Below are 24,478 nucleotides of genomic sequence, written 5' to 3'. Positions count from 1 at the left end.
GTCTCCGTCTCAGCTATGAATCGAACGCCCGGAGCCTAAACTCCGCACGTCCGTGCAATGGGGCAGCGACGCGGCGCCGCGCCCCGGTTGAACCGGTCGATCGAGGAAGATCCTCATATCGCCGGCGGATAAGGGGCGGCTGAAAAAATACCCCTGTACCTCGTCGCATCCCTCCTTGCGAAGGAAGTCGATATGCGACTGCGTTTCGGCGCCTTCGGCAATGACCGTCAGCCCGAGGCTGTGTCCCAGTGCGATCACAGCGCTCGTGATCTGTGCATCGCTATGGCTTTCGGGCAGATGCCGGATGAACGAGCGATCGATCTTCACGATGTCGATCGGGAATCGGTTCAAGTACGCGAGCGACGAGTAACCGGTGCCGAAGTCGTCGATCGAAAGGCGCACGCCCGTCTTCTTGATCGCGGAGAGCAAGTGGACCGCCTGCTCGGGCTGGCGCATGATCACGCTCTCGGTCAGCTCGAGCTCGAGCACGTGGCCCGGCAGCCGCGCGTCTTCGAGTGCTTCGAGAATGGTCTCGCGCAGGCGCGTATCGGCGAACTGGCGGGCCGAAAGATTGACGGCCACGTGAATGTCGCCGAGCCCGCCCGCTCGCCATTCCGCCGCCTGGCGGCACGCCTCGCGCAGCACCCATGCGCCGATCGATACGATGTCTCCGGTCTCTTCGGCGAGCGGAATGAAATCGGCCGGCATGACGAGTCCCAGCTTCGGACTGTTCCACCGAATGAGCGCTTCCGCGCCGGTGCAGTGATTCGTGCGCAAATCGACGCGTGGCTGATAGAACAGCGTGAACTCGTGGTTCTCGACGGCCTGCCGCAGGCAAGACTCCATTTCGACGCGCTGCTGCAGCGACATGCTCATTTGGCGCGCGTACATCTGGAATGTGTTCTTGCCTCGCTGTTTCGCGCCGTACATCGCGAGATCGGCGTTCTTCAGCAGCGTCTGCGCATCGCTGCCATCCTGCGGGAACGAACTCACGCCGATGCTTGCAGTCGCCTGCAACTGCATCCCGCATACGGAGAACGGGTCCGACAGCGCGGCCTGAATGACGTCGATGGTCTTACGCAAGTTCGCCGCATCATCGCCACGGTCCTCGAGGAGCACGATGAATTCGTCGCCGCCGAGGCGCGCGATCATATTGGCTTCCGGCACGCGCTCGCCGAGGCGTTCGGCGACGGCGCGCAGCATCTGATCGCCGATGTTGTGGCCTAGCGAGTCGTTGATGTCCTTGAAGCGGTCGAGGTCGATAAAGAGCACGTGAAGCGCCGTCTTTTCCGCATGCGCGCGCGACAGTGAATCCTCGAGGTGCGACTTGAACATCAACCTGTTCGGCAATCCCGTGAGCGCGTCGTGGTTGGCGAGAAATTGCAGATTGCTTTCGGCCATGCGGCGTTGCAGGAAATGGCTCATCTGGCTTGCGATGGAGCTTGCCATCGCAAGCGCCTGAGGCTCGACGTGGCGCCGTTCGCGCGAATAGAATTCCGCCACGCCGAGCAGTTCCTTGCCCGTATGCAGCGCAAACGAGAACGTCGTGACAATTCCGGACGCGGGAAGCCGCGGCGAAGCGGCACGTGAGGTGGACCAGCGCGGAGCGATGGGCGCGTCGTCGATCGGCGGCTTGAGGCTCTGCGCACGCAGACGCTGTTCGAGCGCGGCGACGGATGTCGAGTACACGGGACGAAGCAACTGCTGACGGCCCGCCTGGGCCGGCCAGAACCCGCCCGCGTCCCAATTCATGCCGCTCGTCAATAGCGTGACGAGCCCGGCGAATACGTCCGTGTCGTTCGTGGCGGTGGCGAGTTGAAGCGTGAACGCATGCTCCAGCTCGCGGGCACGGTCGATCGATTTCTGCTTCGTCACCTCGAGCGCGGTGCCGCGCAGCCAACCGCTGCCTGGCTCACCGCACGCATGACCGATGATGCGCAGCCACCCACGCCTGCCGCGTAACGAGCGGTAGCGGCATTCGAGCTCGAACGGCTCTCGCGTCTCGAGTGTCCGCTTGAGATGACTCAGTAGCGCGGGGCGATCGGCGCATTCGATGGCCCGCGCCAGCATCTTCACGGTGGGTGACCCTCGCCCAAGACCGACGAGGCGCGCCATCTCGTTCGAAACATGCGCGGCGCCGTTGCCTAGATTGACGCGCCAGTCTCCCAAATGCGCGATCCGTTGCGCTTCGGCTCGCGCCCTTTCGCTTTCACGCAAACCGACCGTCATGTCATCGGCCACTTTGAGCGCACGCGATCGCGAGGTGGACAGCGCATACGCGAGACTCGCCAACAGCAGACTAATGACCAGCCCGGATAGCAGGGCGACGTTTGGCAGATAGCGCTGCGAGCCCATCAACGCCGCAGGCTGCGCTGAAAATACGATGACCCAGCGCCGCCCCGCGAATTGCTGCGTGGTGCTGCGTGTGAACGGCGGGCTCGTCGATGCGCCGGGAACGACTGCACGCCGCCCGCCATTGCCGTTGCGCCTATCGGAATCGAGGTGATTGACGCCTCCGCTCGCCGCGGCAGCAGAGCTTACCGATACGCCGCCGACGCTGTCATAGAGCATCCGAGCATCCGAAGGTGCGAACTGGCGGCCGTAGACGCTCCCAGCGTCGTAGATGCGGTATCTGAGCGCGAGTAACGTCTCAGCGCTCAAGAGCCCAGCCATCATGTCGTTCACTCTGATGCCGGCACCGACCGACCCGACATAGGCGCGGCGACGCTCGTCCACCGTTGCCGTCGGCATCCCTCTGCGATAGACGGGCAGACGCATCGCGAGACCAACGTACTCGGCGCCGCGCTCCGCGTAGATCAATCGACCGCTGCTGACCGCTTCACCCGTATCGCGCAATGTTTGCAAAGCGTTGCCGCGGTCCGGCAACGCATCGAGATCGACCCCGAGCGACGCCGTGTTACGCCCGAGCGGCTCGACGTAAGTCAGTATTTCGTGCATCGCGCGCTGAGCGCGCGGATGCACGCTAAATTCGACTCCCGCGCTTTGCAACGCCGGATCGATACGCTGTCGCGCGACAAATGCGTCCAGATCGGTATCGCGCAGATAGAACGCGCAATTGAGCGTCTGAAAGCCCGGATATCGGCCCGGCAAATCGAGCCCGGACACGAAGTCGCGGAATTCGCTTCTTTTCACCTCGTCATCGGCGCTCATCAATGCACGCATCGTCACGAGCACGTCCGAATACAGTCGAACACGTGTCGCGATCTGATGCTCGACGTTTCGCGAATCGTTTTCGAAACGAAGCCGCGCCTCACGCTCGACGAATCCGCCAAGCAGCGAATAAACTGTCAACGTCGCGGCAAGACCGAGCAGCAGCGCGGCCAATGCCAGCCCACCCCCATAGTATTGGCCGAGCAAACGCCGAATTAGATCGATTCTCGCGCACACTACAGTCTCCACGCGATGCCATCGCGCCGCGAAGCGACGGCCGGAATCGGCCGTCATAAAAGTGGGCACCGAGCCAAATCGCTCGACACCGCGCATCAACCGCTCGTTTGCCCAGGAAACCATTTCGGCCCATCATTTGAAAATCCGGCATGGAAAAACCGGTTTCAGCAAAAATAATCGCGCATATTTTCTAAAACAAAAACCCCCTCGACTCGCCGCACTTGCTGCGCTGGAGAGCTCAGAAAAACCTCAATCCGTATGTTATGAGGATAACGTTTTGGCGTGCCCTTTCAACCTAGCAAAACCCTATCAACACAAACCCCAAAATATCGTATGAATCGGATCCGAAAGTTAACCTAGATCAAAAAAGTCGCGGATATCCAATTCGACAGCCGTGCCACAACGTCGCTAAAACGCGTGTCTCATCCCCAGCGTAACGACCGTCTGGCTGTTCGACGACGAGGCGGGCACCCCGAACAGTTCGGCCCGCACCCCGGAGCTCGCGTGCAAATAGACCGCGTTAAGATAAATGTCCGTTCGCTTCGAGAGCAAATAGTCGGCGCCGCCCACGAACTGGTTCCATCCTTTGCCTGCCAGTGTAGAACGCGCATAGCTTCCCGCAAGCGAGAGCGCGTAACTGATCGAATATCTGACACCGCCCTCGCCCGTTCGCAACGTTTCGCTTGCACCGTTTTTGCGCAAATCGACCATCGTATAGAGCGCGTGAAACAGGGCCGGCCCGAGTTGATAACTGGCGCCGATGCCCGATCCCGTCAACTTGTCGAACGTCTGAAAACGTGGCAGCAATCCTTGCGAGGACGTTCCGACGAGCGGCGCCCCGAGCACCGTCGTGCCGATTCCGAATACCGCCGTATAGTCGTGAATTTCGGTATAAGCCGCGCCGGCTCTGAATGCGCCCATGACATAGGACGCGCCAAAACCGGCCGCGCTATGCGAGGAAAAATTACCGGGCTGGCCGCCGAATGCGTAGAGTGCGCCGAGCTGAAATCCGGCAAATTGGGGCGTGACATATCGGACGGCGTTATCGATGCGCTCGGCGCCTAGTCGATCGAGATCGCCGAGATGAAACGCGAAGACGGAAGGCGTCAACGTTCCCGACGAAAAAACCGTCAGGTTCGTTGTCATAAAATCGTACTGCCGGCCGAGTGTCAACGTGCCGAAGCGGTCGCTTGCGATACCCACGAACGCCTGCCGGCCGAATTCGAGTCCGCCTTGTGAAAATCGGCCATCATTGAGAGTGAAACCGTTTTCCAGCCGGAATATCGCGCGGTTCCCGCCTCCGAGTTCTTCCGAACCGCGTAAGCCCCAGCGGTCCGACTGCGCGACACCGCTTGTCTGAAACCAGCTATGGGCACCGGCTATGTTCGTGGCATAAGCGACACCGCCATCGACAATGCCGTAAATCTGAAGCAAATCCTCGGCGTGAGCAGAGGTTGTCAACGCGCAAAGCATGGCACAGATCGTCCACTGCTTCATGACCGACCCCCAAGTCGTGCTGTTGTTCGTTTTCGAGCGGCGCCATTGCAGCCGGACGTCACGCACGCCTGGCCTCAAGCATAGGCGATTCTCGTCCGTGGTGAAATTGACGAAAGTCAAAAAAAAAGCCTGTGTCACGCATCAGCAGAAATTACTTCCCGCTCACACGCTTACGCTATGGACGGCTTTTCGCAAAGGAAATCGAGGAAGGTTCTGACTTTCGACGACAAATATTTTCGATTCTGGTAGACGCCATATAGCTGGGTGCCGAAGAGCCGATAGTCGTGTATCAGCACCTCCAGGCGGCCCGCCTCGACGTCGCGCGCGACGAGGCACTTAGGCAAGAACGCGACGCCCGTGCCTTCGAGGGCGGCGAGTCTCAGCAGCGATTCGTTGTTGCTTTGGAGGACCGGCTCGAATTTGACCGATTCGACGCCGTCAGGACCCTCCACGTCGAAGCCGTTGCCGCCCGGCAGCAGCGAATACGAGAGCACCGCGTGATCGCCGAGCTCCGTGGCGCGCGTGGGCCTTCCGGCCCGGCGCAGATACTCGGGGGCCGCAACGACATGGAAGGTAACCGGCGCGATCGGCCGCGCAATGAGCGTCTGGCTCAATGAGACCGGGTTCGTCGCACGCAGCGCCAGATCGATGCCCTCCTCGACCAGATTCACGAACCGCCCGGACAGGTCGACGTCGAGCCGCACGCCGGGGTAACGTTGGCGATACTCGTTCAGAACGCCGATGAAGCCCGGATTCGCCATCCAGACCGGCGCGCTGACGCGCAACATGCCGCGCGGCGCGGCGCTTGCCTTCGTTACGGCCGATTCGATGTCCTCGAGATCGTCGAGCATTTGCCGCGCATGCTCGAAATAGACCGCGCCCGGCTCGGTGAGGCTCAGGTGCCGGCTCGTCCGATTGAGCAGCAGCGTGCCGAGGCGCTGCTCGAGATGCATGACGTGCTTGCTGGCCATCGCCGGCGACATGTCGAGCCTGCGGGCCGCGGCGGCAAAGCTCTTCAGCTCGACCGCGAGACGAAACACCTGCATGCTCGTGAGGGTATCCATCCGATCATCAACCAGGAGTAAATGATGGATCAATCATAGCCGAGTTGATCCATCATTCTGGCGACCGTATCGTTTGCCCTGGCTTCGACGGCATGCCTTTCATTCGGTGTCCTTATTGTTTTTCTGCTCGCACTCGATTCGGTGCCGTCGTCTTTCTCGAACAGCATTGCCTCAATCGTCGGTATCGCCATGATCAACCCAAAGACCGCACCGTTCGCCTCGCTGCTATTGCGCGTGAGCCTCGGCATCCTCTTTCTCGCACACGTCGGCCTGAAGCTGTTCGTGTTCTCGATCCCCGGTTTCGTCGGCTTCTTCGCATCGCTGGGCTTGCCCGCGTTTGCGGCTTACTTGACGATCGTGCTCGAGGTCGTCGGCGGCATCGCCTTGATTCTCGGTATTTATGCATCGTGGATCGCGCTGCCCCTCGCGGCTGAAATGCTCGGCACCATCGCGATGGTGCACGGCGCGAATGGGTGGCTCTTCACGAACAAGGGCGGCGGATGGGAGTATCCGGCGTTCTGGGCTGTTGCGCTCGTCGTGCTGTTCCTGCTCGGCGATGGGGCTTATGCGCTGCGGCCGGCTCCGAGCAAGGGGTAGTTGCCGGCGGGCTGTGTTTCAGCTCCGCGTCAAGACGCCCCAATCGTCCTTCTCAGCGCCGCAAAGAACATTTCGGATTGCAGCCGCTCGCCTTGCATTTGGCGCGCGACTCGTTCCGCCACATCGGCAGTCGCGGGCTTGAGCCCGACCCCTGTCGATAGCGCGAGCACTTGCGCCGCACACGCGCGCTCCAGATAGTAGAGATCGTCGAACGCGTGATCGATCCGGTCTCCGCAGACGACGACGCCGTGATTGGCGAGAAATGCGATATCCCGGCCCGCCAACGCATGCGCAATGCGCTCGCCTTCGGATTCATCGAGCGCGAGGCCGTTGTACGCGCGGTCCAGCACCACACGGCCGTGAAAACGCATCGCGTTCTGTGACAACGTCGTGTCGAGCCCGCAATTCGTCGTGAGCGTCAGGGCCGTTGCGTACGGCATATGCGTATGTAACACGCAGGTTTTCTTCGCGAGGCGGTGAATCGCGGCATGGATGAACATTGCCGTCGGCTCCACTTCGTGACGGCCGGCGACGACGCTGCCAGCGGAATCCACGATGACGATATCGTCCGCGGCGACCTCGCTCCACATCAACCCGCGCGGATTCAGCAGGAACAACCCGTCGTCGCTTGGCAGTGCGACACTGAAGTGATTGCAGACGCCCTCATCCAGACCGAAGTGCGCGGCCGCGCACAAAGCGAGCGCGAGATCGTCTCGCAAAGCTTCGACGATGCGATCGTGAAAGAGGTCCTCCCTGCCGGTCGGTTTGGTGCTCGAGCGCGACGCATCGGTCATTTCGCATCTCCAGGTCTACGAGAGTCATTCTCGTGGATGGTATCGCGGATCAGGCGGACTCAGTCCAAGCCCATTTGCGAGCGGCCCAAGGCAGTCAGGTCTTCGGCCGTTGCGCGACCGACGAAGTCGGTTTCGAAATGGTCAGCCGGAAAGTCGGGCGGACTCTTCCCTTCGAGGAAGCTCGGCAATTGGCGCTCGAGGTATGCGTCGTTTTTCGCGCACGACGGCAGAGAAGCGATGTACATCACATTGCTGTAGCCTTTGCCGCGATGCGCATCTTCGACGGCATGGATGACGTCGCTGTGCCAGAAGACGGTGTCGCCCGCCTGCATCGGGGGAATGGACGAGAGGGCGCGAAACAACGGAGCGTGATACGCCTCCTTGATGGAGAGCGCCCGGCCCGGCATTGCGCCACACAGGTCGTCATCGGCGACGTCGTCTTGCAGCGCGCGCATGAGAATGTAGACCATCGAGTTGGCGATAGGCACCAGTTGAAGCGTGCCGTCGCCAGGGCCTTGCGGAGTGAGTGCCGTCCATCCTTGGAAAGTGCGGAACATCGAGCAGACCGCCGGCGAAGGAATCTCCTCGACCTCGGTTCGCCATGCCGCGTCGAACGGGTCATAGTTGCGCCAGTTGCCGGAGAACACGTGCCGGTAGACCTTGCGGAAATTCGGCTCGATCCAGCGCTCGACCGAACCGCCGTCGCAATGCGCGGAGAGCCCGAGCGATTCCGAGCCCGGCGGCCGGCGGCGTAACCGGTCGGCGTATACGGGAACATGATTCGGGTCGAAGTGAACGCGGCCTTCACTTTCCGCCTTCCATAACCTGTTCAGGAACACGCGCGCCAGAGTGAGTGCCTCGGACTGGCGTGCCATCACTTGCGGTTTCGACCAATACACGCCGTAAATCTGCGGCTTGCTCGACGCCAGCTGACCGAAATACCTGTCCTCTGCCCGGTTGAGCAGTTTCGCATCGAGATTGTTTCGCTCGACGTATTGGGCGATGTCGTCGTCCCACTGCTCGACGAGCGAGCGGTCGAAGACATTGCGAATGACACAGGCGCCCCGCGCCTTGACAAGCGCGATCTCGTCCGCGGTTACGCGATTGTGAACGATGTCGTCGAACCCGATTTCGGGAATGACGGCTTCGCCTTTGTCGCGAAGTTTCGCAATGCGCTCGGCCTCATCGATGATCGCCGCCTCGATGTCTGCGAAGACTGCTTTAAAGTTGGGTAACTGCTCGCGCAGTTCGCGCTTCGCCCGCCTGATTGCAGCCGAGAGGTCGTTGATTTGCAGGGCCATGGCATCGTCTCCATATCGTGATTGCTGACCCGAGAAGCGTACGACGGCGATGCCTCCGATAGTGATACGATCGGGCCAATCATTTTGCAATTCCGGACAGCAACTGCGCAGAACCGGGCTTCATGCCGAGAGCCCGCTCGCCGCGCTGAAGGGCGGGATTTCAAACCGAGGCTAGTTTTACGATGAAAGCCGCTTACGAGCACGTTCAATTCGGCGAGAGCTGTTCCGTCAGGGTTTACCACCGGCGTCTGACGCGAATTCCGTTCGAGTGGCATCACCACCCGGAGTACGAGCTGACCCTGACGATGAACAGCCGTGGGAAGCGTTACATAGGCGATTCCGTCGCAGCCTACGGCGATGACGACCTGGTGCTGGTTCCACCGGATCTCCCACATACGTGGTCGTCGAATCGCTCTATCGATCCGGCCGAGCCGCAAGTCGCCATCGTCGTATGGTTTGACGGCTCATGGGTGCGGCGACTGGCTGATTTGTGCGCGGAATACGCAGACCTGCGCAACCTGCTGCGACGAGCCGCATGCGGCTTGGTCTTCCCCGAAGGTGCCGGTACCCGGATGCGCACGCAACTCGATCGGCTGCTTTCCACCAATGCCCGAGAAAGGCTGGCGGCAGTGCTGGATATCCTCGTCTGGTTGTCAGACTTGCCCGCCGAACCTCTGGCGTCGCCGGGCGCTTTCGAAACACGCGTCGGTGCTGTCCGCGGTTACGAGCCGGAACAGCTCAACCGGGTCCTTTCATTGATCGACACCCAGTTCGCGCAGCCATTGAAACTCTCGGCACTTGCGAAGGCGGCGGGATTGTCCGAACGCACGCTGACGAGGCACTTCGCGCGGCACTTGGGCGAAAGCGTCGGGCAGTACATCGCCCGAGTCCGAATCGGTCACGCCTGCCGCATGTTGACGGATACGGAGATGCCCATATCCGTTGTCGCCGCTCGATCGGGTTTTCACAACGTAGCCAACTTCAACAGGCAGTTCAAAGCGACGAAGGAGATGACACCCGCGGCATACCGGCAGCAGTTCAAAGGCTCGCGGTTCGATTCATCACCGCCACTTACGGAGCGCTCGCCATCTCTCGAAGTCAAGCGGAAGGCGGCAAGCAGTACTCGGTCTAACGCAAAAGCGCTCGCGTCATGATGCGCTGTCTGATGCGAGCCAGCGGGCCTGACATCGCTCCGACTGTCGCCCATGGCGCGCTATGCAGTGCAACGGCGAACGGGCTCTTCAGCGGGGTTGAGATTGCTGGCACTCTGTTTGGAACCAATAGTCGACCAGGCGCTGTGCCGCCTGTAGATCGTCCGGGTAGTACGGATCGTCATACCAGGGCGATGGGTCGTAGCCGGCTTTCCTCAGCGCAGTGAGTTCGCTATGGTGTTGCGCCATTGTAGGCGGCGCGTTGGTCTTCAGCGCCGCCAGGTCACGGCACTCCGTTGGAGTCAGGTGCCGCCCCGTATATGGCATGCCGCCGGCGGCACACCCAGCGAGCAAAATCGCCAAAGCGGCAAGTATCGGCTGTATTCCAGACGGCCTTCTCATAATACGTGTGTCCTTCGCTTCTATCGCGCCAGCCACGGCCACTGGCGTCTCACCGCGACAGGCATCTCCGCGTCAAGCTCTGCGTCCCTTTTTGCCGAGCGTGTGCTTACGCCTCAGCACCGCTCGTCGCTTTGATCTGCCTTAGGAACAGCAAGCGTTGTTCCGGCCTCCCTGTCGCAACGGTAGGCGTCACGCTGGTTTCGGCAAGTCACCAGAGCACACAATCGGCTAGATTTCGCATCGCGCGGCATCTAACCTTTACCAAATGAAAGATGGACTCCGGCGGACTCGCTATAACGACTTAATTACTAATCCTCGAGTCAGCTAAGCGATCAAGGCGTCTTACTGTCGACGATCGCCCGGCGGATCGACCCTTGCGATCGACTGTAGATAGTACTGGTAGGGGAATGAACCATGGAGAGCTCGACCAAGGTGAATTGGCGCATGGCCGGTGAAGAAGTGGCGAGCTGCAACTGCGCATGGGGCTGTCCATGTCAGTTCAACGCGCTGCCTACCACGGGTCATTGCGAGGCGGTCATCGGTTACGAAATCCGTGCGGGCGAGTACGGCGCCACTCGCCTCGACGGCCTGCGCTTCGCTCAGATCGTGCGTTGGCCCGGCGCTATCCATGAAGGTAACGGCACCCGTCAATGGATCATTGACGAGCAGGCCTCTCCTGAGCAGCGGCAAGCGCTGGCGGCGATCCAGAGTGGTGAAGAAGGCGGAACATACTTTGAAATTATGGCGAGCGTCTGCCCACACACGCTCGAGCCGGCATTCGCCACGATCGAGCTGCAGGTCGATCGCGAACGCCGCACCGGCGCACTCCGCATTTCCGGGCTCGCCGAGTGCGATATCGAGCCGATCAAGAATCCGGTCACCGGCGAGGAACATCGCGCACGTATCGAACTGCCGAACGGCTTCGAGTACAAGAAGGCGGAAATGGCCAGCGTGGCACGCCTGGCGGTAACGGCGCCAGAGCCGCTCGCCATGCGCCACGAGAACACCTACGCTCAGCTCAATGAGTTCGACTGGAGTAACGCCTGAGGCTCCAGGGGCGACACCCCAATCCCTGAAATCGCCTGCAGGTCTGCCGCAGGCGGCGGCATGGCACGGGAACGCGTGCTGTGCCGCGTTCGATAACCTGCGAACAAAAGGAGGCATGCTATGGCCTGGCATATTGTGGGAACTTACTATGCGCCATGCAGTTGCAAGGTGGGCTGTCCTTGCGTGCTAGGTGAGTTGGAAGGCGATCAGGTCTGGTGCTCTGGCGGCCAGTGGGTCGACATTGGCAGTGGCGATGTCGACGGCGTTGACGTAAGCGGCGCCAAATTGGCGTGGGTTGCCGATTGGCCGAAAGGCTTCCTCGGCGGTGAGGGCGTTGGACGCATCTACTTCGATTCCTCGGTTTCAGCCGAGCAGCGGGCCGCGCTCGAGCCACTGTTCAAGGGCGAGCGGGGCGGCGTCTATGAAGTAGTCGGGCAACTCGTCAAGGAATGGCTGCCGACCGTCGATGCGCCGATCGATATCCAGAGCAGCGCGGATGAAACGCGAATTACAGTGGGAAAAATCGGCGTGGCGATCGCCAAACCGTTGCGCGGTGCTACTGGCGAGATCACGCGCCTGCTGCATGGCGCGGCCGCATTCCGCGATGACATTGGGCTCGCGAACGGCAAAGGCAGTTCCTGGCGTGATCCCGATATGCGGCAATGGGAAAGCCTGGGCCACGCGGAGATTACCGAGTTCGACTGGAGCGCATAACGGCAACCGAACCGAGCGACCGCGGCGCAGCGGCGTTCCTGCCGATGCAAACTGCGGACGCGTCATCATGCACGCGTCCGCAGCGGCCCAGCGCGCCGTCAGCCGCCCTGCCCGAGTCATTGCGATGGTACCGAACGTGCTTGTCTCGAAGACCCTACGATAGAAGCAGACGGAGATAGGCCATTTTGAGCGAGCGAAACCTCAGCAACGTTTACCGCCACTACATAGATTGCCTCAACAGGCGGGATTGGTCCTCCCTCGGCCAGTTCGTCGACGACGACGTCATTCACAACGGTCGACAGATCGGGCTATCGGGCTATCGAGAAATGCTGGAACGAGACGTACGCGACATACCGGACCTGCGCTTCATCATCGAGCTGCTGGTGGTCGAGCCACCTGTCGTAGCGAGCCGTCTGGCGTTCGATTGCAGTCCCACGCACCGTTTCCTCGGACTCGACATCGGCGGCAAGCGGATCTCTTTTACGGAGAACGTGTTTTACGCGTTTCGTGACGGAAAGATCGCACGGGTATGGTCGGTCATCGACAAGGCGGGAATCGAAGCGCAATTGTGACGGTCATTATTCCATTGTGCGGCTAGCGCGGGACGCAACAACGGCACAGCCTCCTTCTCGATCTCCGACAGCTCGAGGATCGGCTCAGGGACGGGCGCCGTCAGGCAGTGGGGTTGGCAATATATTTTCTTTTTTTTATGCCCAACGATTAACTAAGCTGATTCAGCTTGATGCCGACTTGGCGGACAGCAGCCCTCCCCACAGCCTGCTCCCGGTGCCCCATGAAGAGAATTCACGCCCTATTTGTCGCGGCAGTGTTGACCGCGGCGAACGCGTCCCCCTGCTTGGCGCAAACCCAATCCCAATACACGACCGACTGGGTGGCGAATACATTCGGAACCGACGCCACCCATGTCGGCAACGCAGCGCGGTCTATGTGGGTAGCACCGGAGGGCACGATATATACGGCGTCGATCTGGGACGAGCGCGAAGGTGGCATTGCGATATATCAGGGCGGAGAAAACAAAGGCTCTATCGGGCTTCACAACGAATTTCAGGGCAGTGCCATTACAGGCAATGCCACTTTTGTCTTCGCCGCGCTGCAATTTAACAGCGCGATCGGCGGTAGCGGATTCGTGGGACGCTACAACCGCAGCACGCAAACACGCGATCTCGTCATTCCGGTGAGCGCCGATACGTCCGAACAGCGGGCGGATGTCGTCACTGGACTCGCGACTTCGGGCTCGCTTCTTTACGCGAGCGATTTCCCTGGAAACCGCGTTCGCGTCTATACGCTCGATGGAGCGTCGCAGCTGGACATTCCTGTATCGAGCCCCGGCGCCCTCGCCGTCGATGGGGCAGGCAACCTCTGGGTCGCGCAGAAGGACAGAGGCATGATCAGAAAATTCAGTCCGACCGGTGCGCTCCTCGACACAATAAGGATGGCATCCACGTCCCGACCGTCAGCCCTCTACTATGACGCACCGACTCAAGATCTGTGGGTCGGCGATGAAGGGCCCGACATGAACATCAAGTACTACCACATCACGCGCAGGCCAACCCTGGCAGGCACGTTCGGCGTTCGAGGCGGCTACCTCGATACGAAGTACGGCGTCAAAGGCCAGATTGGCGACAAGCGCTTCACGCGCGTAGCCGGCATCGGCAAAGACTCGACTGGCAATCTATACGTGCTCACTAACCCATGGGGCGGAACCTGGGACCTCGCGCGCCACGGCGGCACCGACCTTCACGCGTTCGACCCATCCGGCAACCCGATATGGAAGCTTCAATCGCTTGGATTCGAAGTGAACGGTGTGCCAGGACCGAGTCCCGACCCTGTCCCGGATGCGATCACCTACGGTCAATATTTCTACTCGAGCAGCAACATCTACACCGGTACGGCCGGAGGCACATTCGTAGCGAACACGATCGATCCGATTGCTTACCCATCGGATCCCCGCCTTACCAGCAAGACAGGCGACCGCGACGAGAACTTCGCTCAGATGGCATTTATCGGCCGGCCTGGCAAACCGCTCAATCGCATTCTCGTAGCATCCGGGCAAAGCCCAGCCCACTTCTTCTTTTATCACTTCAACAAGGCGAATGGTTATATCGCCATACCCGATGGCGCACTCCCGAATAACGGACCCTTCAACACCTTCAGGACAACTGCGCTCGTCACCGGAGGGTTCTGCCTGGACTCCAACGGGGACGTTTGGGCTGGCCTGGATGGCACGAACCAGATCTGGCACTACTCGCTGACCGGCTTCAAGGCTGACGGCACGCCGATTTGGGGAGCAGGCGTTCCGACAGCCGTGCCAACGTCCGTGCAACCGTTGACCAGAATCATCTACCTGCCCGAAAGCGATACGATGATCCTCGCGCAAGGTGTGGCCGGTAGCGCGGACTGGTCGCAGATGGGAACGAGGATCGAGGTGTATCACGGCTGGCGAGCAGGCAATACGTCCGCGCCGAATCCCGTCATCAACATCACCCGTGCAACGCCCAGGTCGATCACCGCGTCGGCCAACTATCTCTTCGTCGGGTACGTGTATTCGGGGCAATCCGTGCCGAGCCGCGACGTGCTTCAAGACATCGATGCGTTCAATCTCACGACGGGCACACTCGACGCTACGCTGAACAACTCGAATCCGAATGCCGTGAGCGTCGGCGATGATGTCGATTCGATGTACAGCCTCAGGTCCTACTTCAACGAAGGAACCGGGGAGTATGTGGTCACCAGGGATAACTTCAACGACTCGAGCATCGTCGTCTATCGTTTTCACTTGTAAGGGCACGCTAACCGCGATGTATCGACGTCCCGTCAGGCTGCCCCGCCACACTGCCAATCGACGACTGTTCACGCGCTCTCAACCGGCCTCGGAACCAGAAGGTCCACAGCATCAGGCCGCCATAGATCGAGTAGCTGATGAATGGCAAAACAACGAGACAGCGCTCGACGGGCCAGTGCCATGCTAGCCAGCAGCGCAACAGCGTCTCCGCAGTGAGCCCCGCGCCCCAGACCAGCGTCATCAGGCGGATCGACGCGCGAAGGGCAGCACGTTCGTGCCAGAGTGCCTCGAAGCGTGCTGCGCCGCTTCCGTTCTCGCGAGCGACAGTGGCGCGAGCGAGATAGAAAGTGAGAGGCCGATCGCGGAGGAGCGAGAGCAGGAAGACGACGCCGATCACGCCTGAAACGAGCGATTCACGAACGAGAAGAATGCGCGGACTCCCCCCGAGCGCCATCATCGCGATAGACAGCGCAATCCCCACCAATACCAAGACGCTAAGCGCGTCGAGGCGCCTCGATCTTGCAAATCCGGCGAGGCTCCAGACGAGCGGCGGCACCGCCGATGCGTAGAGAGCGCCGGCGCGGCCGACATAAGGCAGCGCCAGGCGGTACATTAGCCAGGGCAGCAAGAGATTGACGGCAAGTTCGAGGGCTAAGCCGGCGGCCTTGATTTTCATGACGAACGGATCGTTGCACCCTTCGCAACAGGGACGAGGTCAACCGAAGTATAGAAGATCGCGCACTCGCCGGCCTTTGGTCTCTTTTGAAACCCGTCGCCATCCGAACGGCTCGCCCCCTCTCATCCGTCCGTCGAGCGCGTGAGCGCCTCCCACTTCTCGATTTCACTAGCGAGCGCCGACATCTTTTCCCGTACGAGCGCGAGAGCGTCGCTCCCGAGAAGTAGGTGCGTCGGCGGCGACTCACTGTCGATGACAGCCAGCATCGCGCGCGCGGCTTTTACCGGGTCGCCCAACTGCCTGCCGCTCTTTTCCTCGCGGGCCTTGCGGATAGGATCGAAGATCGCGTCATAGTCGGGAATGGAGCGAGGCGTGCGCGTCATCGATCGGCCCGCCCAATCGGTGCGGAATGAACCCGGCGCAACCGCGGTAACAGCGATGCCGAACGGTTCGACCTCCTTGCCGAGCGCCTCGGAAATGCCTTCGAGCGCGAACTTGCTCCCGCAATAGTAGGCGATGCCCGGCATCGTGATGAATCCACCCATGGAAGTGATGTTGAGTATGTGTCCACGCCGGCGTGCTCGCATGTAAGGCAGCACGGCCTTCATCACGGCCACCGCTCCGAACACGTTGACGTCGAACTGCCGCCGCATTTCCGCGAGCGGGGACTCCTCCATGACTCCCTCATGGCCATATCCGGCGTTATTGACGACGACATCCAGCGGACCGACCGACGCCTCGATTTCGGCGACGACACAATCGATCGCATCGAAGTCTGTCACATCGAGCAGGCGGCCCACGGCCTTGGCCGGATCGAGCGCTTCGAAGTCCTTCTTTGCGTCTTCGCTGCGGACCGTGCCGACCACACGATGTCCATCGGCGAGCGCTTCACGGGCCAGCGCTCGGCCAAAGCCGCTGCTGACGCCGGTGATGAGCAGAATTTTGGGGGATGGCATGCGAGTCACTCCAGTCGATCGAAGAACTTTGCATAGTATTCTTTGAGCCGGAGCTTTTTTACGTCAAATATTCTGCTTGTATTGCCTATTCCTATGAGACGAGCCAACATGCGATGAAAAAGAAGACTTACGACTCGAACTCCTCCTCGAGTGACCGGCGGCGCATGGTGGACTTGCTTCGGAAACTGGCACCCGACGAGGGATACAACCTCACCGCGCTGCCCGACGTGCGCATCCTCCGCTCGGACCACGCGTTGTCGCGCACGCCGGTGCTCTACGATCCCGGCATTGTGATCGTCTGTCAGGGAAGCAAACGGGGCTATTTCGGCGACCAGCTCTATCTGTACGACGAGCAGCACTATCTGGCAGTCGCTGTACCGGTGCCCTTCACAATGGAAACCGACGCGACGCCGGACCGCCCACTCCTGGCCATCTACATGCATCTGAACTTTCAGGCGGCCGCGGAGTTGATGATCGAGCTGGATCGCCATGACATCTCCGTGCGAACGGACCAGCCGCAGAGCATGATGTCGAGTCCGATGGATTCCGCACTGCGTACTTCTGTGTTGCGCTTCCTGGAAGCGATGAATCACCCTCTCGACGCCGCGATTCTCGGGCCGGCGCTCGTGCGCGAGTTATATTTCCGCGTGTTGACGGGCGCGCAAGGCCATGCGATGCGCGCGGCCTTGGCGATGCAAGGACAGTTCGGCAAGATCGGCAAGGCGCTGCGCCGCGTTCACGCCGGTTACGCAGAGCCACTTGATCTCTCACAGTTGGCCGACGAGGCGGGCATGAGCGTGCCTACATTTCACGCCCACTTCAAGGCGATTACGCGGACATCGCCGATGCAGTATGTGAAGTCCATACGACTCCACCAAGCGCGTTTGCTGATGGTGCGTCAGGACATGACTGCGGAGGCAGCCTGCCATGCAGTAGGCTATGCGAGCGCGTCGCAATTCAATCGTGAATTCAAGCGGCTTTTTGGCCTGCCGCCGGCGGCGGAGACGAAACGGATGCAGGAGAGTTTTGCGATACCTCCAGCACATGCAAACCCGGATTACATCTCGTCGCATTGAAGGCGGCCAACCCTTCGTGCGAGAGCTGCTTCCAGGAGCGCACGACCGTACCCGATCGGATACCAAATGGCTGGCGGAATATTTTCCGAGAGAGATTCGTACCCGATCGGGTACGAGCGAACTAAAGTTGACCTCCTCTCGCGAGATTCGTACCCGAGCGGCACCTTTTTGATGAGCGTCCGGCCGTCTTTGATATTATGTACCCGCTCGGATACGAAAATGAGAACGCCATCGTGGACCAATCAGATTTCCCCATTACTGACGTTGGGGCGCTTGGGAACGTCGTGCGTGCGGCACGTATCGCACAGGGGCTCACGCGCGATGACCTTGTCAATGTAACGGGGCTGTCGCCCAAATTCATATCGCAAGTCGAGGCGGGTAAACCGACAGCCCAGATCGGTAAGGTCTTTGTCCTGCTCGCCGAACTGGGCATCATCCTGCGTGCTCAGACTTCTGTTGCGATTTCAGCGAAGGTAGCAGAGCAGGCTCGTCGCACGCGCAGGAGCCCGCATGTCAAATAAGCAACTTGTGGCCTGGGCGAATGGTGAACGCATGGGAGTCGTGGAAGACCAGGACGATATCTGGTCCTTCGCCTACGACGCACGATGGCTTATTTCCAAAAACGCGTTCCCGCTGTCGCCGGCGTTCCCGCTGCGCGAAGAGCCGTTCGTGGACGGGTCGAGCAACCGTCCCGTGCAGTGGTTCTTCGACAATCTGCTTCCCGAGGAAGGCATGCGCTCGGCGCTCGCGCGCGAAGCGAGGATCGCCCGGAGCGACGCTTGGGGTCTTCTCAGTTACTACGGGCGCGAGTCAGCCGGTGCGCTCACGCTCCTGGCGCCCGACGAAAATGAGCCGCCGGGCGGATTGCGGCGGCTCTCGTTCGTGGACCTCGAGGCTCGTATTCACGCGATGCCACAACGGCCGCTGACAGCCGATGCGCCGAAGCGCATGTCAGCAGCAGGCGCACAGCCGAAGCTCCTCGTGACGATGCTCGGTGAGCCGCCCGACTGCGAACTCTTCGAACCCGAGGGCAGTGAACCATCGATGCAACTGCTCAAACCCGACTCCCGCGCGGCGGGCTATCCCCACTCGGCGATCAACGAGTTCTTCTGCATGCGACTTGCGCGCGCCGTGGCGCTGCCCGTGCCCGAGACGTATTTCGTTCGCGTTCCGACTCCGTGCTACATAGCCAACCGCTTTGACCGGGCCACGACGACGAGGCAGCCCACACGCAGACTGCACGTCATCGACGCGGCTCAGCTGCTGAACTTCTCCAAGGATTTCAAGTACGATGGCGCCAACGCACAAAGACTGCGGGAGGCCATAGAAAGCACCAATACTCGGGCCAACGCCCGGCTGGAGATTTTCAGGTGGGCCGTCTTCAATGTGCTTGTCGGTAACGGCGACGCGCACCTAAAAAACCTTTCGTTTTTCGTGACGCCCCTTGGCTACATGCTAGCGCCGTTCTATGACATCGTGAGCACGGTCGTATATCACACTAGAACGTATCAGCCCGAGCGAGGAGATCAGTGGCCGAATTGCGAACTGACGATGCCTATCGGCGATGCCACGCACTTTGCGGATATGTCTAGGCCGAACATGTTGAAGTTCGGGGACGATCTTGGGCTGCCGGCTCGTGGCGCGGAGCGCCTGCTCGACGCGATGCTCGAGTCGTTCCGCGCGCGTGTCGACGAGACGTTCAACGCAGTCGTTGGCATTGCGACACCGGATGCGGGAGAGATGCGGATACTCAACTCGATACGCTTCATGCCGATTGGTGAGATGTTGAAAGCACTCGCACGCTGAGTTGCGCGGCATCGCAATTTCAGGTCGTTGCACCGCCGCGGACGACCGCATCGTTGAGCTCGTCGCGAAAGGCGACCTCGTAATTACCGCGGAGATACCTCTTGCCGCCGCTGCCCTGGTCGTGGATACATCAATGTACAGAAAATCTACGTCGCTGCAGACGGTCAGAATCAATTCCGGCAGCGGTGGTGCGCGACTTGCCGAGACAACCCGATCGGCTGGCCTTCCGATGGCGTCTTTCTTAGCGTGGGCACTCGCCGCATTCCTGATGACAGCATGCACATCCCCGGTATTTCGCCCACCCGCGGCTTCCATCCACACCCCTGAAAACGTCTCTAACGGCGGCGATACCTCTCTCGGCGAGCATCCGCGCGATTCCACCCGCTCTCTTGCGCAACCGGAAAATGGCCCTAGGGGCATGGGTAGCCGAATCCGGTTCAACGCTGCGCCAATGGGGTGGAGCAGTTGGAACAGGTATGGCGGGGAAGTCGATCAGAACCTCATCAAGGCGATCGCCGATGCGATGTCCTCCAACGGAATGAAAGACGCCGGCTACCAGTATGTGAATATCGACGACGGCTGGATGAAAGGCCGTGATGCGCAGGGCAACATTCAGGCTGATCCGCGGAAGTTTCCGGATGGAATGAAGGCCCTCGCCGATTACATTCACGCCAAGGGCCTGAAGCTCGGCATTTACCTTGCCAACTACACGGTCACCTGTATTGGCCGTGGTGGCGGTGGCGTGTTGTACGCGGGCAGTTTGGGACATGAGGCTCAGGACGTAAGAACCGTTACGTCGTGGGGCGTCGATCTGATCAAATTTGACGACTGTGACGGCACTGCGCGAAGTTTCGACGAAATTCGTATGGCCCTCGATTCCTTCGCGCGCGTTTCCGGCAAGACGGTTTATCTCGACGTCCCGTACGTCACCCGGCTGGATCAGTTCATCCACACACCTGATAGCTGGGCCGCAATGGACATTGGCGATTCCGCGCGCATCGCGTCAGACGTGCGGGCGAACTGGGACAGCATCCGACACAACATCGATGTCGCGAGGGTCCTGTCGTCGGCATACGTCGAGCCCGGTTTTGTCATCGATATGGATTCGCTCGAAATCGGCAACGGCTCTCTCACGCCCGCCGAGGCACGGACTCATATGTCGATCTGGGCCATGATGTCGGCGCCGCTCATCGCTGGCAATGACCTGACGCTCGATAACGGAGCGCTCGGACTACTCACCAATCGAGAGGTGATTGCAATCGATCAGGACTCTTTGCATTTCGCCGCATCCGAAATTGCGTTGAGGCCTGGACCCCAGGGCGACATACACGTACTGGCGAAACCGCTAAGCCGCGCCGGCTCTCGTGCTGTCGCGCTGCTGAACGAGGGCAACGTCGAGGCCCGAATCAAAGTGAAATTCGCCGATCTAGGCCTCGCGAAAAGTCCCGCCTCCGTCCGGGATGTCTGGGCACACAAAGACCTCGGCGTCTTCTCATCTTCCTATGAGGCGACGGTTGCGCCGCATGGAACGACTCTACTGGTGATCCAAGGAAAAGAGCCGGCGCTGTCTGGCTCGGTACCACTTGATGCGCTCCATTGGGCGTATGCCGCATTCAACCGGATCGATACGTCGCCGTACACGTCGAACATCGCGGTAGATGCTGCACCACCGCCCTCACGCGCGACCGTCTATTCGCCCCCCGTATCCACGGATGCTGTCATCGCAGCCGATCTTCTCGCGCCACCGGTATCGGGTCCACTAAAAATCGCCGGAACTACTTACGAGAAAGGCTTCGGTATTCTCGGCGCTCCCGCGCAGATTGCCTACCGCCTCGATAAGCATTGCTCGAAATTCACCGCACAAGTCGGCGTCGATGACAGCAGCGCCGTGCCTGGCGCCGTCACGTTTCAGGTATGGGGAGACAGCGAGCTACTGTTTGACAGCGGCATCATGCAGCAGGGCTTGCCAGCAAGAAGCGTTTCGGTCGATGTAGGCAATGTGGGAATGCTGCGCCTGATCGCCCTCGGCCGCACGGGCGGACAGATTCAGAACCAGACCGGTCGTTCGGGAGGGCAAAGTGCCTTTGATACGGCGGACTGGGCATCACCGCGGCTGCTCTGTCGGTGAATTCGGCCAGTGCTCTCCTGTTGGCGTGCGTGGCTTCGTGCGCTGCGCTCATGATCAATGTCGCGCTTGTTCGCAGGTCCTATTTCAAGCCTGAATATCAAAGGTCTCTGCGGCGCCGGTCGCTGATTGAGCTTGCATACCGGCATGGGCGGAAATGAACCACGTTTATGTCGGAAACGTTCACGTAAAGCCAGGTTCGCACGGGTTATAGTGCGTCCGTCCCACACTCCCCAGGATTCGTGCCTATGTTCTCCGCGGCAATCTTCGACATGGACGGGTTACTGATCGATTCAGAACGAACGATCATGAACACCTGGATAGCCGCCGGACGCGAACTCGGACTTCATATCCTCCCCGTCGACTATGTTCAGATCATTGGGAGATCGTTACCTGAGTGCCACGCGATGCTGGCCACGATGTTTGGCGCGGAGGCGGCGTTTCAGGAAGCGCTGAAGTTCGTTCGGCAGCGGTTGCAGTCTCCGACGAATCCTCCGGTGTTTCCGCTCAAGTCGGGAGCGCATGGCCTGCTGACTGCGTTGGTCAATGCCGGCGTGCCATGTGCCGTTGCTTCGTCTTCGAGCGCACAGGAGATCAAGTCTCGGCTTGGACGAGTCGGGGTGCTCGATTTGTTCGACGCGATCGCCGGGGGCGATGAAGTCGCCCGTGGGAAGCCGGATCCGGCCGTCTACGAGCTCGCGGCTTCCCGGCTAAAGAAATCGCCGAGCGAGTGCCTTGCATTCGAAGACAGCGAGAACGGCGTGCGCGCCGCGCATCGCGCCGGGATTCAGGTCGTGACCGTGCCGGATTTGAAAGCGCCGTCGGAGGACGTCATCGGCGTTAGCCTGACGGTGCTCGAGACACTCGATCGCGCATTGGAGCACGTTGCCGGGTGGTTCGGAGTCGAGACGCTTCCTGCGTGAACCGACCGGGGGACCCTTACCGGCATCGGCCGCCTCACCGCATATTCCCTGTATGCCCGAGCGAATACCGCCCGGGCTGCGGCCACACCGTGAGCCCATGCGGCTCCATGCCAACGCGAATCGACTTCATCGTGCCCGTCGCCGTATCGATCGCATAGACGACATCGTCGAAACGCCCGGACAGCCAAAGCGTCTTGCCATCGACGCTGACGTTACCCATATCCGGGCTTCCACCGCCCGGTACAGTCCAGTTTGCCACGACCTTGCGCGCCGCGAAATCGATGACGGAAACGCTACCGGGCCCGTGCCGGGGCCCATGCACGAGATTCGAGCCGCGATTGGCCACATAGAGTTTCGTGCCGTCGCGGCTCGGATAAAGACCATGCGTACCGACGCCCGTCTTGATGAAGCCGATCGCCTTGAAGCTGTCGCCGTCCACCACGTGCACGCCATCGGCCATCATGTCCGCGACATAAAACACCTTACCGTCGGGCGATACGCGCACGTCCTGCGGCATGCTCTTTTTGCCGAAGGTCAGATAGCCCACGACGCGGCGTGCCGTCATGTCGATCTTCGCCAGCCCGCCGCCAAACTCGCAGGTAAAGATCGCGTATTTGCCGTCGATCGAAAAGTCAGCGTGATTGATGCCCTTGCACTGCGGTACGTCGAGACTCGAGCGCAAAGCCATCGTATGCGGATCGCGGAAATCGAGCCGCGCATGCGCTTCGGCCACGACGATCGCCTCCTTGCCGTCGGGCGTGAAATACATGTTGTACGGATCGTCGACGAGCACCTCCTTGCCCGGCCTACCCGTCTTCGGATCGATCGGCGTGAGCGAGCCGTCGGTCCGCCCCTCGGCATTGTTCGTGACCCACAGCGTTTGCAGGTCCCATGAAGGCACGATGTGCTGCGGACTGCGGCCGACCTTGAATTTGTCGACCACCTTGAAGCTCGCCGGGTCGATCACGTAGACATCGTCGGAACGCAGGTTCGGCACATAGACGCGCGGCAACGCGCCCGCGACAGCGCGAGAGAGATGCGTGGCGCCCGCCTCGCTATAGAGGTTCGAAGAATCGATGACGGCCGGCATGCCTGCAACCGTTGCAATGCTTGACGCGGCAGCGGCGGGCGAGCAGGCAATCAACAACGCGGCAATGCCAAGGAAAACCGTGAAGACGACGCGCAGCGCATTTCGATTGATTGGACGCATAACGGAATCCGTTGTCGAATGTGGAAACGAAAGACCGCAAACGAAAGCCCGAAGCAAAAACCCGCGAGCCGGCAATGCAAGGCTAGACAGCATCGATCCGGTTCATTGTGACTTGCCGCCTGTATCCCTCCTGATCGCCTCGATCGTCCTGGCAACGATCGCATCGGTCCCGAGTCGTCCGATGTCAGCGGTGGCGCGCCGCGGATCGCCGCCATAGACGCCCTCCGCCGGACCGGGCTTCGGCGCGTCGTGCAACTGATTCAACCGCACCATCTGCGGCGCGACGGCAAGCAACAAAGCCGTATCGGCGAGCCCGGCGTGCGTTCCGATCTCGTCATCGCGGTAGCCATGCTGCCGCAGAATCTGCGCATAGCCGTCGGAGCTTGTTCCATAGTATTCGGGCGGCACCAGCGCATGCGCCTGGCCGGCCCACGTGCGGTTCAATTGCACGACCGCATGCTTGATGTCGTTCTGATAGCCGCCGTGATCGCCGAGAAACACGACGTATTTGAACCCGTGCACCTTGAAGCTGTTGGCCGCCGATTCGAGCGTTTTCTCGAAGACCTCGTCAGGAATCGTGATCGTGCCGGGAAAGCGCATATGCGAAGTCGGCGGCGCGACGCTCCCTTCGGGAACGTATGCGATCACCGGAGCAACGAGCGCATTCCCGAGCCCTTGCGCAATCCGCGCGGCGAGCACCTTCACACGTGCGTTGTGCTTCCCGAGTGCCACATAGGGGCCGCTTTGCTCCGTGCCGCCGATCGGAATGATGATCGTCGTCTTGCCCGCCTTCACGGCGTCGCGCAACTCGGTCCACGTGAAGTCTTCGAGCTGCACGCTGTCGGGTGACTGCGCCGAGACGATCCGGCATGCAAGCAGCGATACCAGCACGATGAAAGCGTTTCGTAGGGAGATGCGCATGGCGGTG

The 24,478-nt window shown here is 60.6% G+C and carries 22 protein-coding genes and 1 pseudogene; 12 read left to right on the top strand and 11 right to left on the bottom strand.

Annotated features, from left to right (window positions below):
- Positions 1-9: 9 nt before the first annotated feature.
- From AB4Y31_RS21845 to AB4Y31_RS21830, 4 genes are all read right to left on the bottom strand, one after another.
- Positions 10-3,531, bottom strand: coding sequence for an EAL domain-containing protein (locus tag AB4Y31_RS21845; RefSeq protein WP_368675747.1), 3,522 nt, complete (start codon positions 3,529-3,531; stop codon positions 10-12).
- Between the two features lie 285 nt (positions 3,532-3,816).
- Positions 3,817-4,905 carry a porin gene (locus AB4Y31_RS21840; protein WP_368675746.1) on the bottom strand — a complete coding sequence of 363 codons (1,089 nt, stop codon included), beginning with the start codon at positions 4,903-4,905 and terminating at the stop codon, positions 3,817-3,819.
- A 170-nt stretch (positions 4,906-5,075) separates the two neighbouring features.
- Positions 5,076-5,969 carry a LysR family transcriptional regulator gene (locus tag AB4Y31_RS21835; protein WP_368675745.1) on the bottom strand — a complete coding sequence of 298 codons (894 nt, stop codon included), beginning with the start codon at positions 5,967-5,969 and terminating at the stop codon, positions 5,076-5,078.
- A 29-nt stretch (positions 5,970-5,998) separates the two neighbouring features.
- Entirely contained in the window at positions 5,999-6,160 is a 162-nt protein-coding gene (locus AB4Y31_RS21830; RefSeq protein WP_368675744.1) for a hypothetical protein, read from the bottom strand.
- Between AB4Y31_RS21830 and AB4Y31_RS21825 the strand changes: the two genes are divergently transcribed.
- Positions 6,159-6,566, top strand: a complete 408-nt coding sequence (locus tag AB4Y31_RS21825; protein WP_368675743.1) for a DoxX family protein — start codon at positions 6,159-6,161, stop codon at positions 6,564-6,566. The two genes, AB4Y31_RS21830 and AB4Y31_RS21825, sit on opposite strands and share 2 nt — an antisense overlap.
- A 29-nt stretch (positions 6,567-6,595) precedes the next feature.
- Here the strand turns inward: AB4Y31_RS21825 and AB4Y31_RS21820 are convergent, their stop codons facing one another.
- Together AB4Y31_RS21820 and AB4Y31_RS21815 are read right to left on the bottom strand one after the other, a co-directional pair.
- Positions 6,596-7,360, bottom strand: a complete 765-nt coding sequence (locus AB4Y31_RS21820; RefSeq protein ID WP_368675742.1) for an aldolase — start codon at positions 7,358-7,360, stop codon at positions 6,596-6,598.
- Between the two features lie 59 nt (positions 7,361-7,419).
- Positions 7,420-8,661: a DUF1479 domain-containing protein gene (locus tag AB4Y31_RS21815; RefSeq protein WP_368675741.1), complete on the bottom strand. Its 1,242-nt coding sequence runs from the start codon at positions 8,659-8,661 to the stop codon at positions 7,420-7,422.
- 182 nt (positions 8,662-8,843) lie between these two features.
- On the opposite strand from AB4Y31_RS21815, the gene AB4Y31_RS21810 reads away from it, so the two are divergent.
- Entirely contained in the window at positions 8,844-9,815 is a 972-nt protein-coding gene (locus AB4Y31_RS21810) for a helix-turn-helix domain-containing protein (RefSeq protein ID WP_368675740.1), read from the top strand.
- An 87-nt stretch (positions 9,816-9,902) separates the two neighbouring features.
- Here the strand turns inward: AB4Y31_RS21810 and AB4Y31_RS21805 are convergent, their stop codons facing one another.
- The gene (locus AB4Y31_RS21805; RefSeq protein ID WP_368675739.1) at positions 9,903-10,214 is read right to left on the bottom strand and encodes a DUF4148 domain-containing protein; all 312 of its coding nucleotides are present in this window, start codon (positions 10,212-10,214) and stop codon (positions 9,903-9,905) included.
- Between the two features lie 414 nt (positions 10,215-10,628).
- Here AB4Y31_RS21805 and AB4Y31_RS21800 point away from each other — a divergent pair, with 414 nt between their 5' ends.
- The 4 genes from AB4Y31_RS21800 (at position 10,629) to AB4Y31_RS21785 (ending at position 14,778) form a co-directional block, all read left to right on the top strand.
- Positions 10,629-11,261, top strand: coding sequence for a DUF1326 domain-containing protein (locus tag AB4Y31_RS21800; RefSeq protein WP_018443891.1), 633 nt, complete (start codon positions 10,629-10,631; stop codon positions 11,259-11,261).
- A 120-nt stretch (positions 11,262-11,381) separates the two neighbouring features.
- The gene (locus tag AB4Y31_RS21795; RefSeq protein ID WP_018443890.1) at positions 11,382-11,975 is read left to right on the top strand and encodes a DUF1326 domain-containing protein; all 594 of its coding nucleotides are present in this window, start codon (positions 11,382-11,384) and stop codon (positions 11,973-11,975) included.
- Positions 11,976-12,160: 185 nt separating this feature from the next.
- The gene (locus tag AB4Y31_RS21790) at positions 12,161-12,547 is read left to right on the top strand and encodes an ester cyclase (RefSeq protein WP_368675738.1); all 387 of its coding nucleotides are present in this window, start codon (positions 12,161-12,163) and stop codon (positions 12,545-12,547) included.
- Between the two features lie 221 nt (positions 12,548-12,768).
- Positions 12,769-14,778 (top strand): SMP-30/gluconolactonase/LRE family protein, encoded by a 2,010-nt coding sequence (locus AB4Y31_RS21785; RefSeq protein ID WP_368675737.1) that lies wholly within the window; start codon positions 12,769-12,771, stop codon positions 14,776-14,778.
- Positions 14,779-14,785: 7 nt separating this feature from the next.
- Here AB4Y31_RS21785 and AB4Y31_RS21780 read toward each other — a convergent pair whose 3' ends face one another.
- Complete coding sequence (locus AB4Y31_RS21780; RefSeq protein WP_368675736.1) at positions 14,786-15,454, bottom strand: VC0807 family protein; 669 nt, start codon at positions 15,452-15,454, stop codon at positions 14,786-14,788.
- Between the two features lie 122 nt (positions 15,455-15,576).
- Complete coding sequence (locus AB4Y31_RS21775) at positions 15,577-16,410, bottom strand: oxidoreductase (protein WP_368675735.1); 834 nt, start codon at positions 16,408-16,410, stop codon at positions 15,577-15,579.
- A 164-nt stretch (positions 16,411-16,574) separates the two neighbouring features.
- Here AB4Y31_RS21775 and AB4Y31_RS21770 point away from each other — a divergent pair, with 164 nt between their 5' ends.
- From AB4Y31_RS21770 to AB4Y31_RS21745, 6 genes and pseudogenes are all read left to right on the top strand, one after another.
- On the top strand, positions 16,575-17,486 hold the full coding sequence (locus AB4Y31_RS21770; protein ID WP_368675947.1) for an AraC family transcriptional regulator N-terminal domain-containing protein: 912 nt from the start codon (positions 16,575-16,577) through the stop codon (positions 17,484-17,486).
- 233 nt (positions 17,487-17,719) lie between these two features.
- Positions 17,720-18,007, top strand: a complete 288-nt coding sequence (locus AB4Y31_RS21765) for a transcriptional regulator (protein WP_368675734.1) — start codon at positions 17,720-17,722, stop codon at positions 18,005-18,007.
- Positions 17,997-19,292, top strand: a complete 1,296-nt coding sequence (locus AB4Y31_RS21760) for a HipA domain-containing protein (protein ID WP_368675733.1) — start codon at positions 17,997-17,999, stop codon at positions 19,290-19,292. Before AB4Y31_RS21765 ends, AB4Y31_RS21760 begins: the two co-directional genes overlap by 11 nt.
- Position 19,293: 1 nt before the next feature.
- Positions 19,294-19,410 (top strand): annotated as a pseudogene (locus tag AB4Y31_RS21755) (DUF188 domain-containing protein); the annotation flags it as partial.
- Positions 19,411-19,425: 15 nt separating this feature from the next.
- Positions 19,426-21,420, top strand: a complete 1,995-nt coding sequence (locus AB4Y31_RS21750; protein WP_368675946.1) for an NPCBM/NEW2 domain-containing protein — start codon at positions 19,426-19,428, stop codon at positions 21,418-21,420.
- A 245-nt stretch (positions 21,421-21,665) separates the two neighbouring features.
- Positions 21,666-22,340, top strand: coding sequence for an HAD family hydrolase (locus tag AB4Y31_RS21745; protein WP_368675732.1), 675 nt, complete (start codon positions 21,666-21,668; stop codon positions 22,338-22,340).
- Between the two features lie 34 nt (positions 22,341-22,374).
- Here the strand turns inward: AB4Y31_RS21745 and AB4Y31_RS21740 are convergent, their stop codons facing one another.
- Together AB4Y31_RS21740 and AB4Y31_RS21735 are read right to left on the bottom strand one after the other, a co-directional pair.
- Positions 22,375-23,550, bottom strand: a complete 1,176-nt coding sequence (locus tag AB4Y31_RS21740; RefSeq protein ID WP_368675731.1) for a hypothetical protein — start codon at positions 23,548-23,550, stop codon at positions 22,375-22,377.
- Positions 23,551-23,652: 102 nt separating this feature from the next.
- The gene (locus AB4Y31_RS21735; RefSeq protein WP_368675730.1) at positions 23,653-24,471 is read right to left on the bottom strand and encodes a creatininase family protein; all 819 of its coding nucleotides are present in this window, start codon (positions 24,469-24,471) and stop codon (positions 23,653-23,655) included.
- Between the last annotated feature and the right edge of the window lie 7 nt (positions 24,472-24,478).

It is taken from the genome of Trinickia sp. EG282A (assembly GCF_040965455.1).
Classification (GTDB): Bacteria; Pseudomonadota; Gammaproteobacteria; order Burkholderiales; family Burkholderiaceae; genus Trinickia; species Trinickia symbiotica.
Note: the sequence above shows the minus strand (reverse complement) of the source record. Positions and strands in the feature narration are given on the sequence as shown.